At 42.1% G+C, this 14,751-nt stretch carries 8 protein-coding genes; 4 read left to right on the forward strand and 4 right to left on the reverse strand.

All coding sequences use genetic code 11. The annotated features are described in order from the left end of the window. Positions 1-3: 3 nt before the first annotated feature. Together AOG27_RS12670 and AOG27_RS12675 are read right to left on the reverse strand one after the other, a co-directional pair. Positions 4-801 carry a putative hydro-lyase gene (locus AOG27_RS12670; RefSeq protein WP_054553389.1) on the reverse strand — a complete coding sequence of 266 codons (798 nt, stop codon included), beginning with the start codon at positions 799-801 and terminating at the stop codon, positions 4-6. Between the two features lie 46 nt (positions 802-847). Continuing rightward, a complete protein-coding gene (locus AOG27_RS12675) occupies positions 848-2,656 on the reverse strand; it encodes a glycoside hydrolase family 3 protein (protein WP_054553390.1) in 1,809 nt (602 codons plus the stop codon). A 350-nt stretch (positions 2,657-3,006) separates the two neighbouring features. Here AOG27_RS12675 and AOG27_RS12680 point away from each other — a divergent pair, with 350 nt between their 5' ends. After that, a complete protein-coding gene (locus AOG27_RS12680; RefSeq protein ID WP_054553391.1) occupies positions 3,007-5,880 on the forward strand; it encodes an FAD-binding and (Fe-S)-binding domain-containing protein in 2,874 nt (957 codons plus the stop codon). Positions 5,881-5,930: 50 nt separating this feature from the next. Here AOG27_RS12680 and AOG27_RS12685 read toward each other — a convergent pair whose 3' ends face one another. Next, entirely contained in the window at positions 5,931-7,118 is a 1,188-nt protein-coding gene (locus tag AOG27_RS12685) for an acyltransferase family protein (RefSeq protein WP_054553392.1), read from the reverse strand. A 195-nt stretch (positions 7,119-7,313) separates the two neighbouring features. On the opposite strand from AOG27_RS12685, the gene AOG27_RS12690 reads away from it, so the two are divergent. Together AOG27_RS12690 and AOG27_RS12695 are read left to right on the forward strand one after the other, a co-directional pair. Then, positions 7,314-8,939 carry a sensor domain-containing diguanylate cyclase gene (locus AOG27_RS12690; protein WP_235523699.1) on the forward strand — a complete coding sequence of 542 codons (1,626 nt, stop codon included), beginning with the start codon at positions 7,314-7,316 and terminating at the stop codon, positions 8,937-8,939. 52 nt (positions 8,940-8,991) lie between these two features. Next, on the forward strand, positions 8,992-9,693 hold the full coding sequence (locus tag AOG27_RS12695) for a M15 family metallopeptidase (protein ID WP_054553393.1): 702 nt from the start codon (positions 8,992-8,994) through the stop codon (positions 9,691-9,693). 257 nt (positions 9,694-9,950) lie between these two features. On the opposite strand, the gene AOG27_RS12700 is transcribed toward AOG27_RS12695, so the two are convergent. Continuing rightward, a complete protein-coding gene (locus AOG27_RS12700; RefSeq protein ID WP_054553394.1) occupies positions 9,951-10,445 on the reverse strand; it encodes a hypothetical protein in 495 nt (164 codons plus the stop codon). Positions 10,446-10,572: 127 nt separating this feature from the next. On the opposite strand from AOG27_RS12700, the gene AOG27_RS12705 reads away from it, so the two are divergent. Continuing rightward, the gene (locus AOG27_RS12705; RefSeq protein WP_054553395.1) at positions 10,573-14,577 is read left to right on the forward strand and encodes a rhombosortase-dependent M36 family metallopeptidase; all 4,005 of its coding nucleotides are present in this window, start codon (positions 10,573-10,575) and stop codon (positions 14,575-14,577) included. Positions 14,578-14,751: the final 174 nt, after the last annotated feature.

Genomic DNA, 14,751 nt, shown 5'->3' on the forward strand with positions numbered 1-14,751 from the left:
CATTTATAACGCTGCCATTTTACTATTTGGAATATCAGTGATCAGCATGTGTCCTGGACTATGTGTGATACAAAAATCAGGAGCCGCGTTGGCAATCGCGACTTGTGGAGTAACACCACAGGCCCAAAATACGGGCACTTCGCCTTCTTTAATGGTCACCGCATCACCAAACTCAGGTTTGTTAATATCTTTAATGCCAATTGCAGCAGGGTCGCCAAAATGCACTGGCGCACCATGTACACTTGGAAAGCGGCTGCAAATTTGGATAGCGCGAATGGCATCGGCAGGTTTCATCGGGCGCATACTCACAACCATATTGGCGTGGAAAATTCCCGCACTCTGGCACGCCATATTAGTCACATACATAGGCACATTCTTTTGCTCGCTGATGTTTCTGATTTCAAGACCTGCGGCAATCAGCGCTTCTTCAAATGAGAACGAGCAACCAATTAAAAAGGTGACTAAATCGTCGCGCCAGTGACGGGTAATATCGGTTACTTCTTCAACCATTTGGCCATGTTTGAAGACGCGATAACGAGGTAAATCGCTACGAATATCAATGTCTTCACCAACACTTGGCATATCGGCAACGCCCGGTAAGCGACTAGAGGCAATAATTGGGCACGATTTTGGGTTTGCTTGACTAAACTGCAAAAAATCAAACGCGTACTGTTTGGGTAAAATGACTAAATTAGCCTGCACAAAGCCCGGTGCAAAGCCCGATGTATTACCACTGTAATCTCCTGCGCGAACCATTTTTCGTATAGCTGCGGGAGTGGTTAATGATGCATTTTTTTGCATATACCGATCCTTACCAAATGCTTAACTGATAGTTTTACAATAACACTCAGTTCAGATCATTAATAGTAACGGGTAGCTGTCCTTTTGCAGGAGCTTTTCCTAGTAATACTTTTGCCAGTGCTGTGAAAGCTGGCCCTGCAATTTTCTCATCAGTATCTACATCAATATTGTAAGCATAAGTAGCAAGTACAGCGTCGCTAAATTTCCCGAATTGGGCAATATCGTAAGGGGCACGTAAGCTTACAAATATAGTCTTCTTATGGGCTAATTTTGCTTGTTTTAGCAATGACTCTAATGCCGCAGATTGGTCGGCTTTAGCAATTGCAAACTCCGGGTTGTCAGCTAAGTCATCCATCCCGCCGACTTCAACAGCACTTTGTTTTGGTGACGCATTGGCGGCAATGATTATATCCGCTTCGTTAATTTCTTTTAATGTTGCAAGCGGCTCATAACCTTGCAAACTTGTGCAGCTAAAGCTGATTAACTTATCGGTGGTGTCAATTAACGCCTGCTGCAGAGCATAGCATTTACGGGTATCTGGCATAATAATATGCACTTTGCTGTTCGATTTAATGCTAAGCGGTAAGGTGTTTTTCTCGTTTTTCACTTCAGTGATAGCAGCTAATGCTAATTCGGCTTCTACTTTTCTATGGCTTTGATCACCGAGTAAAAGCTGCGCTTTTTTGATGGCTGCTTTGTCATCAAGCAACGAAGTGAGCTTAAACTTTTCTTTAAGTTTTAAAATGCGTGTAGCAGAAGCACTTATTTCGTTGGCATTTAACGTGCCGCGTTGTACTTCTTGTTCTAATCGCTCAATCAGGGCTTCAAGCACAGCTAAGTCTTTAGGGCTTCTGATTTCGATTGGCATCAGAGCAATATCAACACCCGCTGCAAAGGTATTTACGACCGCTTCAATTGGTTCAAAAAAGTGGCTGATCCCCGCCATATCAAGAGCATCTGTGATCACCACACCTTGATAACCAAGTTCGTCACGTAATAAGTCGGTGATGATTTTGCGCGACATCGTTGCAGGTTTGATCATGGTTTTGCCTTCTTTACTGACAAACGTGCTGTCGTCAAGGGCAGGGTATTGGATATGTGCAGTCATGATCATACCCGGCTGTTGATTTTTAATAATTTCTTTAAAAGGGGGTAAGTCTTGCTGCCAAATGGTTTCTTTATCATGCATTACTTTTGGCAGGCCTGTGTGGCTATCTACATTGGTATCGCCATGCCCCGGAAAGTGCTTTAACGATGAAATAACGCCGTTGTTTTCAAACCCAGCTACTTGGGCACCACCTAGTTTTGCAACCAATTGCGGATCTTCACCGTAAGAGCGCACGTTAATAACGGGGTTATCTGGGTTCATGTTTACATCAACCGTGGGTGCATAGTTAACATTAACACCCAGTGCTAATAGCTCGTCGGCAATAATGCGGGCAGACTCAGTCGCGAAGTGGGTACCATGCTCTTTATAGGTCGCGCCAATCGACATGTTACCGGTAAACGATGTACCTACATCACGAGGAATACGGGCAACTCGGCCGCCCTCTTGGTCTATCGAAATAAACAGCGGTAAGCCTAACTCTGACTTAGCAGCGGCTTTTTGTAGGTCATTGTTAAGTTTGATCACTTGCGGCACAGTATCGATATTTTCTGCAAATAAGATCACCCCACCAATGTTATGTTTAGTGATGATATTTGCTAAATCGGCCGGCAGTTCTGTCACCGGTGTACGGCATTTTTGCTCACCCGGGTCTTGCTCGCAGTAATAACGTAGGTCAAGCATGAGCTTTTGCCCTAACTGTTGTTTTAAAGTTAATGCAGACTCAGCAAATGATGATTGTAATGGCATGAAACATCCTAATCCGATAACCAGTGACGATAGTGCAAACTTATTTAACACAGCAAGCTCCAAAGCAAAACGCTTATTTAGTTTTTAGAATAAATTATTCTTGATGTTAATGGGTTTTTAAATATAAATACAGTATTTTTTTGCTACCCTAGCGGTTTTTGAGTCCGACTGCAAAAAGCTAAGTTAGATCACCAAATAGGGCTAATAAGCTTAAGTAACCAAACCTTTATACTGATGAAAAGCGTGGCAAGTTGATAATTTATCAATTTAATGGGTCGCTTTTTAGTACAATTTAAAGTAATAATATATTCCATAATCATCAGCGTAAATATGACAAGCCTGGGGGCGAGATGGCTTTTACTCGATTGCACGCATTTAAACAGCAAATTAAACCTTTTTTACCAGAGTCTGCATTAATAGAAGATTACTCGCGCCGTTATGCGTACGGGACTGACGCTAGCTTTTATCGATTAATCCCTGAGTTAATTGTATTAGTGAGCAATCAAAATCAAGCACGGCAAGTGATCATTGCTGCCAACGAGCAACAGGTTCCCATTACTTTTCGCGCCGCTGGCACGAGTTTATCTGGGCAAGCAATTACCGATTCGGTATTAGTTTTATTGTGCGATAGTTGGAGCAAGTTTGAGATTATTGATGACGCCGAGGCAATCCGTTTACAACCGTCGATCATTGGTGCTCGAGTAAATCAAGTATTAGCCCCGTTTGGTAAAAAAATTGGCCCTGATCCCGCTTCAATTAATAGCTGCAAAATAGCCGGAATGGCGGCAAATAATTCATCGGGTATGTGTTGTGGGGTGGCGCAAAACAGCTACCACACAGTAAAAGATATGACCCTCATTTTTGCCGATGGCACTGTGCTAGATACGGCTGATAGCCAAAGCTGTAATGCCTTTTTACAAAGCCATAGTCTTTGGGTTGATGAGCTAATGAGCCTTGTTGATAGGGTAAAGCAAAACCCCGATTTGAGTGAGCGCATCGCCCATAAATACCGTTTAAAAAATACCACGGGTTATGGTTTAAATGCACTGCTGGATTTTTCTGATCCAATCGAAATCATTAAGCACTTAATTATCGGCTCTGAAGGCACCTTAGCTTTTATCGCCGATATCACTTACCACACCGTGGTTGAGCATAAGTACAAACACACAGGTTTCTTTATTTTTGACGATATCAGCAAGGTGTGTGAGCTGGTACAAAGGCTGAGTGAAGTTGATGTTGCGGCCGTTGAGCTGCTAGATAAACGTGCCCTGATGTCGGTATCTGAACACGCCATAATGCCAAAAGAAGTGGCCAGCTACCCAGAGCAATCAGCGGCACTGTTAATTGAGTTAAGAGCTGAAAATGCACAGGCTCTCGATGTGCTCACAAAGGTCACCGAACAACTTCTTGCCGAGTTTAAGCAAAGCCAACTGGCAGCGATTGAGTTTTCAGCAGACAGCGCCCGTAATGCGGCCCTTTGGAATATCCGAAAAGGCACGTTTCCTGCGGTTGGCGCAGTGCGCGAAACAGGCACTACAGTGATTATTGAAGATGTTGCTTTTGCTCTTGATAAATTAGCTGAGGGCGTGAATGCGCTGCATCGATTATTTATCAAATATGGTTATGATGAAGCCATTATTTTTGGGCATGCCCTTGCCGGAAATCTGCATTTTGTATTCACCCAAGCTTTCGATACACCAGAGCAAGTAAGCCGATACGAACAATTTATGGCTGATGTGGCGAACTTAGTGGCGGTTGAACTAAAAGGGTCATTAAAAGCTGAGCATGGTACTGGGCGTAACATGGCACCGTTTGTTGCCACCGAATGGGGAGACGATGGCTTTGCGGTGATGGTTGCGCTTAAAGCATTATTCGATAAACAAAATATTCTTAACCCTGGGGTTATTATAAATCACGACAAAAATGCTCACACTCAGCATTTAAAAGTCATGCCAAAAAGTGATGATATTATCGATACCTGTATTGAATGTGGTTTTTGCGAAGTTGTTTGCCTGTCAAAAGGGCTTAGCTTAACACCGAGGCAGCGTATTACTTTATGGCGACACCGCACTGAGTTACACAATCAATTGCTAACAACCGAAGATTTAGCAAGCAAGCAGAAGTTAAATCAAAAGCTCAGTGTTATCGAGGCCGACTTTAAATACTTAGGTATTGATTCATGCGCGGCAACGGGCCTTTGTGGCCTTAAATGCCCGGTGGGAATAAACACGGGCGAATTTATAAAATCGCTCAGAGCAGAGCAAGCCTCATCAAACAAAGTTGCGCGATCATTATCACGTTTTGCTAGCAAGCATTTTGCGGTTGTTGCTACGGGTGCACGGTTTGGTTTAACTGTGATGCAGTTGCTCGAAAAAGCAATCGGCAGCAGTAACCTAAGAAGCCTAAGCAAGCCTGCTAATAAGTTGCTTGGCACACCGCTGTATTACTCGGCATGGCCAAGAGCTGAGCAACCAATTAATAAGCAATTCAAGCAGCTCCAACAAACGAAAAAGTTGGTGTATATGCCAAGCTGCGCAAGCCGGATTTTTGCGGCTGATAAACTTGCCGATGATAAGCGCCCACTGCTTGATGTAATTTATTCGCTCGCTGCCAAAGCAGGTTATGAAGTGCTACTTCCGCATCAAGTAGATTCACTTTGTTGCGGTATGCCATTTGCTAGTAAAGGCTTTAATGAAGAGTCTAAAAATAAAAGTGAGCAGTTACTTACTGAGCTCGAGGCGCTTTCAAATAATGGCCAATATCCCATTGTTTTTGATGCCAGCCCTTGTGCACTTACTACTCTTAATGCCGCGCAAAATACGGCACTCAAAATTTATGAAAGTGCTGATTTTGCAGCCCAACATTTACTGCCTAATTTGCAGGTAACCCCCGTAAATGAGCCGGTGATGCTCCATGTTACTTGTAGTTCTAAGCGATTAGGTAAAGAGCAAAGCCTAGTATCACTTGCTAAGGCATGTAGTAATGAGGTGATTATTCCAGCTGATATTGAGTGTTGTGGTTTTGCAGGTGATAAGGGCTTTAACTTGCCAGAACTCAATGGCAATGCGTTAAAAACCCTTAAACAACACGTGCCAAAAAACTGTAGTCGGGGTGTGTCTAATAGCCGTAGTTGCGAAATTGGTTTAACTGAACACAGTGGCATTAGTTATCAGTCAATTTTGTATCTACTCGATAAGCAAAGCCATGCAATAAAACAGGCTTAATTGCTAATTTGATGAGCCAGTTGCTGACTGGCTCATCTATTTTTTAAAGCTTACACTTTCCAAAAAATGCCTTTGCGGTAGCAGCCGTACATCACCCCATAAGACACCATTAAAAACAGCAGTGAAAAGCTAAATGAAGCGAGGTAATCATTGCTGATCACTAATTGTATTAAGCCATAAATACTGCCTTTTAAACTGCTATCGCCGAGCGGGATCATAATTAATAGCCGTGCAAACACGCCCGCAAACATAAAAAATAATATCGCATTCGCACCAAATACAATAAACGGAGCGCCCCAACTACGCAGCTTATAAATATCTAAAATAGCACTGCACAGTGCATAGAAAATAGCTGCAAGCCCTGAGCTGAGTAGCACATAGCTCGGCGTCCATAAGGCTTTATTGATAGGCGTTATTGGTGCAATCGCATAGCCGGCAATAACGGCTAATGTGCCCAGTAAGATAAGTGTACGGGCTTGTTTTTTAAGTTCGGGTTGCTTAGTTAAATAAACCGCAGCCAATATGCCGCTTAGCGCACTTGCAATGGCAGGCAGTGTTGAGAACAGTCCTTCAGGGTCAAATGGTAATGGCTTAGCGTTGGCATAATACAGGTGATGACTACCAAGTACGGCATTGTCTATGAAGGCACTTAAGTTATTGCCATGTAACCATAATCCACTCACTACCTCGCCGTTTGGCAAGGTATAAGGGATATAAAGCATGGCTGCGCCGTAAAACAATAAAAGAGCGATGCAAGTTATGGCTATTTTCTTAGGTGATAAATAAAGATAACAACACAGAGCTACTAAATAGACCAAACCGATACGTTGCAGCACGCCTAACACGCGCAGCTGCAATAACTTGCCATCAACCCAGCTAAAAGAAGGGTCTCGAAAGTTGTAATAAAATAGAGCTAAAAACCAACCGAGGGCAATGAGTTTCATGGTACGAATAACCCCTGCTTTTAGTATGTGTTGATTACTGATCCCTTTAGCACGCAAGCTATTTACTGATAGCGTGATAGACATGCCGACAATAAAAATAAAAAAAGGAAAAATTAAATCGGTAGGTGTCCAACCATGCCAGTCAGCATGCTTCAAAGGCCAATACATAGCTCCCCAGCTGCCAGGGTTATTCACTAATATCATGGCGGTAATAGTCAAACCGCGCATTACATCTAACGCCATCAGGCGATGTGAAGGGAGTTTATTGATGATCGCAGAACTATGTTTAAACATGAAAAATTTCTATATTTTTTCTTTATTGTAATAAATTATTCCTTTTGAGCAAGTTTATTTGTCAATATAAATTTTGATTTTATTGCATCATCATTGAGCTAAATCAAATTATGACGAAAGTTTTATAGAGGCTGTAGTGATAAATTGCTAGTATAAATGTATTAGATGTACCCGATATGGACATTGGGCTTTGATGTGAGAATTACAGTGCTTAATGGTCTTAAGGCAGGTTTAAATCTGCGCCGCTTAATTTTATTATTAGCGTTTTCGGCAACGCTAATCACCTTTCTAAACAGTTATTACTCGAGCTATCAAGTTCAAAAGCAACAACTAATAGATAAAACGCTTGAAAATCACAAAGCTTACGCAGCTAAACTGGTATCGGCCACCGATAATTTTTTATTGGCGGCGCAGCAGCAACTGGCTTATGTAGGTAAAATTCTTGAAAATGACTTTAATAATCAAGGGTTGATAAATGCTGAAGCAGAACGATTGAGGTTACAAACTAACAGTTTTAACTCGACCATTATTGTTAATAAACAAGGTGATATCTTAGGGGTATCACCGCAATCCTTAAAACTTAAAAATCGCAAAGTTGATAGTTTTGGGACTAAAGCTGCGCTTTCTTATCGAACCCCGATGATCAGCGAACCGTATATTTCGATGGCGGGAAATTTGCTGATTTTTATTTCTCAGCCTTTATTTGATAAGCAAGGTGAATTCATTGGCTATGTCGGCGGTACATTATATTTGAAGCGCACAAGCATTCTAAACCAGCTTTTACAAGTTCACTATTATCGCGATGGTTCATATTTATATGTTGTTGATGAGAATCATCGCTTGCTTTATCACCCTGATACAAAAAGGATAGGGGAGCAAGTTTTTGAAAACCCTGTGATCAAGGCTGTTTTGAAAGGGCAAGCCGGAACTGAACTGTTAAGTAATAGCAAAGGGGTTGAAATGTTGGCTGGCTTTGCTCCTTTAACCGTTGCTCCTTGGGGAGTCATTGCACAACGACCCCTTGAAGACACATTAGCACCGCTTGATAATTTAATGTGGCAAGTCTTCATAAAAACGGCGCCTGTGGGTGTCATCACTTTAATATTAATTTGGGTATTAGCTAGAAAAATAGCGAGCCCATTGAGGCAACTTGCTGAAACCGCAAATACGCTGGATAGGCCAACCACAACACGCGAGTTAATGCTAATCCGCTCATGGTATTTTGAAAGTAATGAGCTTAGAAAAGCAATGTTAAAGGGAGTTGGTTTATTACACAGTAAAATTGGTTTGTTACGTCAAGAAGCACAGACAGACTCACTAACAGGGTTACACAACCGTAGAAGCTTTGATGCGCAGTTAAGTCATTTTATTGCACAGCGCTGCCCGTTTGCAGTTTTGGCAATCGATATTGATCACTTTAAGCGGGTTAACGACGAGTTTGGGCATGATATTGGTGATGTGGTATTACAGTCGCTTGCTAAAATTTTGTTAGATGTAACTCGTGATAGCGACGTTGTTGCTCGTACTGGTGGAGAAGAATTTATTGTGATCATGCCAAGAGTTGAGGTCAAACGGGCGTATCAGCTTGCAGAACGCTTGCGGATGCGGATATCTGAAAGCTACATTGACCCTGTTGGCTGCATTAATGTATCTATTGGTATATCTGGTTGGCCGATTGAGCAACTGAACATTGATGAAGTACTTAAACTCGCTGACCAAGCCTTATATGAAGCTAAAAAAACGGGCCGCAATCGTTCTGTAGTTAATGCAAGTTATGGCCAAGATTTCACAACTATTTCTGAGTCTCCAATCTTGGAATAAGTTATTTAATGTGCAATAGTGAATGTTATTAAGTTATTTATGGAAAACCAAAATGGCACTCACTTTTTTGACTCGTTTAACTAAATCCACTTCCTTGTTAAGTATTGCTGTTATTTTAACAGGCAATGTTTATGCAGACTCAAGCGATGATAAACGCAGCGAATTTGTGGATGTTGGTGCTTTGCTACCTAATGCTGTGTTAGATATTCGTTATTTTGGCCATCACAACTTTGTTGGCAAACCAGTTGATGGTTACAACGCGCCAAAATGTTTATTGCACAACAGTGCTGCTATAGCCCTTAAAAAAGTGCAAGTAGCAGCGCAAACCCAAGGCCTGAGCTTGAAAATATATGATTGTTATCGCCCGCAGCGCGCTGTTGATCACTTTGTACGTTGGGTTAACGATTTAGAAGATACCCGCACTAAAGCTGAGTTTTATCCAAACTTGGGCAAAGACAAACTGCTTGGTGATTACATCGCTGCTAAATCGGGTCATAGCCGTGGTTCAACGATTGATTTAACCTTAGTTGATGCAAAAGGCAATGAGCTCGATATGGGCTCACCATTTGATATGTTCGACACTCTTTCTAACACCGACGACCCACGCATTAGTGCAGAGCAAAAAGCCAATCGATACAAATTAAAAAGCCTGATGACTGAGGCCGGCTTTGCGCCTTATTCAATGGAATGGTGGCATTTTACTTACAAACCGCAAGCATACCCCGCAACCTATTTTGATTTTGTGGTGGAGTAGGTAAAACAGCTTTAAGCTTTCAGCTGTAAGTTTTAAGCCGAAAAGTGTTGTTTTTGAATGTTGAATCAGCTTGATAAAATAGCGTTGAATGTTAGACACGCCATGCAAGCATGACGCCTACGGTTTGATGTAGGCGTGAAACTTGTTTCACGCGTCTGACAGCTCCTTCTAGAACCTAGCGCATCATGACGCGGGCTAAACCCGCTGCTACAGGCTGACAGCTTCTTCACGTTGGGTTTCGCTGCGCTCTACCCAACCTACATCACCTCTTTTACCGGTGAATAATCAACTTTAATTTCAACAATATCGACATTGGCATTTTGTTTAAAAGCGTTTTGCACTTGCAGTAAATCAGTGTCTTTTTCTGCAAGGTAACGGTAGCTTTTGTTGGTCATTTTTTTCAGCGCATATTGACTGCTAAGCTCTACCGGTAAGCTATTTTCTTTTAGCGTTAAGTAAATTGCACCCGTTGTAATGCCGCGCTCTTGCATTGCGTGATTAAAGACTTCTGTGCCCTTGGTTAAAGTAGGTGCATCAAAGGTAATTTTTTCGCCATTATTACTAAAAGCGTTCGTAAATTTTTGCTTGTTGATTTCGACTGATTTTTTAACATCTTTAACTGAAATTTGTTCTTTTTGTGAACTGGTTGTTGGTTGTTGTACTGTATCTTGCTCGCTTATTTCATTTTTTTGACAGCCAGTCATTAGAGCTAAAGTCAATGTAATGAATTGTATTGTAAGTGTTTTTTTCATATCCCACCTGTTTTTTTGTTACTTTTTTTTACAATTAATTCTGTTTTTTAATTGTTCTATTAGGTACATTGGAATTGGTTATGATTGTTAACCGAAAATAAAAATATAACAATAGGGAACGTAAATAATGTCACAATTTAAAGTAACAGCAGTTGCTACTATGGTAACGGCTATTTTGGCATCATCTCAAGTACAGGCAAGCGAACAAACTCGTTTTTATAATACTTCAAGCGTTAGCTCACAAGTGCAATTCAACCCCCAAGTATCTCAACAACGTGCATTAGCTGAGCGAAGAACTGTTTCGGGTCACAAATCAATTTTCGATGAGCAGTTAGGTAAAGCTACGTTCTTATGGAAAGCAGTTGGTCAAGCTAAACCTGATATGGCGATGGTGCTTCCTGAGCAACGCAATGCCTATGCTGCAGATTTTTATTTAAATGCCTTAACGGGTGTTAGCACTGCGAAAAAAGGTTTTTCAAGTGCTGTATTAACAGATTTATCTGAGCAAAAACTTGGCTCAATCACAGCTAAATACAAGCAAAAAGTACTCGGCGTTGAAGTTTTCAACCGTGAATATAACCTGATTATGGACAAAGAGCATAATTTAGTTGCTGGCTCTGGGTATTTCGCAAATAAAGTGACGAGTTCAGTTGCTCCTCTAGGTGAGTTCACAAGTGCTGAGCAAAGCATTAAACGTGCAATTAAAGAACTTGCTGATATCAATGTGTCGTTAACTAAATCAACTGAGCAAGGCGACTATGTTAAGTACACTGTGTCTAACCAAAACGGTGACAAAGTTGTATTAGGACAGCCACGTGCTAAGAAAGTATTCTTTGAAGTAGCGGGTGAGCTGCAATCTGCATACTATGTTGAAGTAGAAGTTGCTGATAAAAACAGCCTAGAAAGCGATTACTTCAGCTACGTTATTGGTGCGCAAAACAGCAAAGTTTATTTCAAGAAAGACTTAAAAGCACACGCGGCAGACTTTAACTACCGTGTATGGGCTGACGAAGATGGTTACCCGTGGGAAGGTCCACACGGTGACGTGATCCCAGCTGATGGCCCAGATCAAATTGATGAAACTGAAATCCTAGATGCACCACTTGTAAGCCTGTCTTACTACAAAAAATTAAGCACGATGGATCCATGGCTTGCTGATGATGCTACAACAACATCAGGTAATAACGTATTTGCTTATGCTGATGTTATCGCACCACAAGGTTTTACAGAAGGTGACTTCACAGCTGAAACCACATCAGATTACACATTTGACTACCCTTATCAAGTTGATCAAGTAGCAAACAGCTACGACAACCGTAAAGCAGCTATCGTTAACTTGTTCTATATGAACAACTTCTTACACGATTTCTTCTATGACCATGGTTTTGACGAAACATCAAATGTTGCGCAAGTATCAAACTACGGCCGTGGTGGTGTAGAAGGCGACCCTATCGAAGCGCAAGCGCAAGATAATAGCGGTTTAAATAACGCTAATATGGCAACCCCTGCTGACGGTGCAAGCCCACGCATGCAAATGTATTTATACAACTCGAAAGATGCGAAAGTGGGTGTAGATTTTGGTGTGGTTGTTACATCTGACGAATCAATTGGTCTTCTAGAGTCTTCTAAAGTATCAGGCTTTGGTCAAATGCAATTTGCTGATATCGCAGGCGAAGTTGTTCGTCTAGTTGATGGCGATGATGCCGATTCTGGTAGCGTAACAGATGGTTGTCAACCAGCAACAAATGCAGCTGAACTTGCTGGCAAAATTGCGCTAGTTGATCGTGGCTCTTGTAACTTCACAGCAAAAGTACTACACGCTCAAGAAGCGGGTGCAATTGGTGCAATCGTTGTAAACAACAACCCTGATACAGATGAACCAGCGCCGATGGGCGGTGAAGATGATGCCGTTATCATTCCTAACATGGGTCTGAACTATGCTGACGGTCACGCACTTTACGATGGTATCGCTGCAGGCGACACTGTTACTGTGAACATGTTCAACAAAGCAACGTTAAAAGACGGTACGCTAGATAACGGTATTATTGCTCACGAATGGGGTCACTATATCAGTAACCGTTTAGTGGGTAACTCATCAGGTCTTATTAACTTCCAAGGCCGTGCGATGGGCGAAGGTTGGGGTGATTTCCACTCACTTATGTTCATTGCTAAAGCTGATGACATTAACATTCCAGGTAACGACAAGTTCCAAAAAGCCTACGGTAGCGGTACTTTCGTAGAAGATTTCTACTACGGTATCCGTCGTGTTCCATATTCAACTAATATGGAAGTAAACCCGCTGTCTTTCCGTCACATTACTGAAAATGAAGGTGCTGATGTAGGCATTGCACCAACAAGTGTTGCTTCACCACACGCAGCAGGTGAAATTTGGGCAACTATGCTTTGGGAAAGCTATGTAGCACTTATCAACGAGCACGGCTTTGAAGACGCACAAAACCGCATGGCTAACTACTTAGTTGCTGGTTACAAGCTAACTCCTGTTGCTCCGCTATACACAGAAGCACGTGATGCTATCTTAGCTGCAGCGTACGCAGTTGATCCTGAAGATTACAAACTAATCTTAGGTGCATTTGCTAAGCGTGGTATGGGCTTAGGTGCTGTAGCACCAGAGCGTTTCAGCGAAGATTTAACCGGTGTTGTTGAATCAGACAAAATGAAACTTGCTAGCTTCACATTGAAAGATGTGGCAATGAATGCAAACTACAACGGTGCTGAATTAGGTTATTGTTCAAACGATAACGTGCTAGATAAAGGTGAAACAGGCACATTAACTGTTAGCATCATGAACACAGGTAGTGAAGTACTAACGGGTACACAAGCACAGTTAACAGTTGTTAGCGGTCACGATGTAACGTTCGAAAATGATGGTTTAATTACATTCGACGATACAAACCCGTATGCTTCACAAACAAGCGCGCCTATCACGTTTACGCTAAATGATGCAGGCACTGCTGATACACTTGAAATCGAAGTGTCATTCCCTGAACTGTCTGCTGATGACGAAATTGTTGAAGCAGCAACCGATAAAGTATCTTACCTTGTGAACATGGACTTTGAAGATAAAGCACCAGTTAGTTCACAAACTGCTGACGATATGGAAATTGCAGGTGCATCATTACGTGACTGGAAAGAAAACGTAATGACAGGTGATGACCTAGCCGTTGGCACGCAAAGCATGGCAAAAGGTGGTTACGTTCCATTTTTTGATAGCTTTGGGTTTGGTCTTGGCGAGCAAACCATGTACCTAAATAACAATGACTTCCAGTCTGATGTTGCAATCGAATCAAGAGAGTTTGATATCGGTTTTGCGGGTGACTTTGAAGTTTCATTCTGGCACTTCTACCTAATCGAAAACGAGTGGGATGGTGGTGTTGTAGAAATCAGCGTAAACGGCGGTAACTGGGTTGATGTTACTGAAATGGGTGGTACATTTGATGTGGGTTACGATGGCCCTCTAATCGAAAACGACGCGCAAGCACTACAAGATCGCGATACCTTCACAGGTAACAATGTTGATGAAAACGATGTGTATGGTAACTACGAAACAATTCGTTTCGGAACTGAACTAAACGGTAACCGTGCCAAGCTTCGTTTCCGTATTTCATCTGATAATGCCGTTAGTAGCTTTGGCTGGTGGATTGATAACGTAACTGTTAGCAATGTAACGACACCAATCTTCTCAAATGTGATTGCTGGTGATACATTCGCTTGTGATAATGCACTACCATTACTTTCGGTAGCAGGTGATGCGACAGTGTCTGAGTCAGCTTCAGGCACATTAACAGCAACAGCGTCAGACCGTAACAGTGATGACACACTAAGCTATGCATGGACGCAACTAAGCGGCACAACTGCAACACTTACAGGTGCTGATACTGCGACTCTAGGCTTCACGCCTGGTGCTATCTCAAGTGATGACGAGTTAGTATTTGAAGTAACAGTGAGCGATGGTACAGACTCTGTATCTGAGCAGTTCACTGTTGCCGTAACTAACGAAGCTGAACAAGAAGAAAGTAATGAAGAGAAGAAATCTAGTAGCGGTAGCTTTGGTTTCTTAACACTACTACTTGCACCACTAGCGCTTATCGGCCGTCGCCGTAAACGTAAATAAGACTTTTAAATAGTGATAACAAAGCCCTTACAGTTCGCTGTAAGGGCTTTTTTGTTTATAAGTTAGCGAGAGTAAAGTTAGCGAGGGGAAAGTTAGCAGCGACTTTACATCGCGTCCTAGAGCCCAGAACCTAGCACCTTTTCGTAGGCGTGAAACTTGTTTCGCGCGTCTGAC

It is taken from the genome of Pseudoalteromonas lipolytica, assembly GCF_001306915.1.
Classification (GTDB): domain Bacteria; phylum Pseudomonadota; class Gammaproteobacteria; order Enterobacterales; family Alteromonadaceae; genus Pseudoalteromonas; species Pseudoalteromonas simplex.

Coding starts and splice junctions, on each gene's coding strand:
- AOG27_RS12670 (WP_054553389.1), bottom strand. CDS start 801: ATGCAAAAAAATGCATCATTAACCACTCCCGCAGCTATACGAAAAATG.
- AOG27_RS12675 (WP_054553390.1), bottom strand. CDS start 2,656: ATGCCATTACAATCATCATTTGCTGAGTCTGCATTAACTTTAAAACAA.
- AOG27_RS12680 (WP_054553391.1), top strand. CDS start 3,007: ATGGCTTTTACTCGATTGCACGCATTTAAACAGCAAATTAAACCTTTT.
- AOG27_RS12685 (WP_054553392.1), bottom strand. CDS start 7,118: ATGTTTAAACATAGTTCTGCGATCATCAATAAACTCCCTTCACATCGC.
- AOG27_RS12695 (WP_054553393.1), top strand. CDS start 8,992: ATGGCACTCACTTTTTTGACTCGTTTAACTAAATCCACTTCCTTGTTA.
- AOG27_RS12700 (WP_054553394.1), bottom strand. CDS start 10,445: ATGAAAAAAACACTTACAATACAATTCATTACATTGACTTTAGCTCTA.
- AOG27_RS12705 (WP_054553395.1), top strand. CDS start 10,573: ATGTCACAATTTAAAGTAACAGCAGTTGCTACTATGGTAACGGCTATT.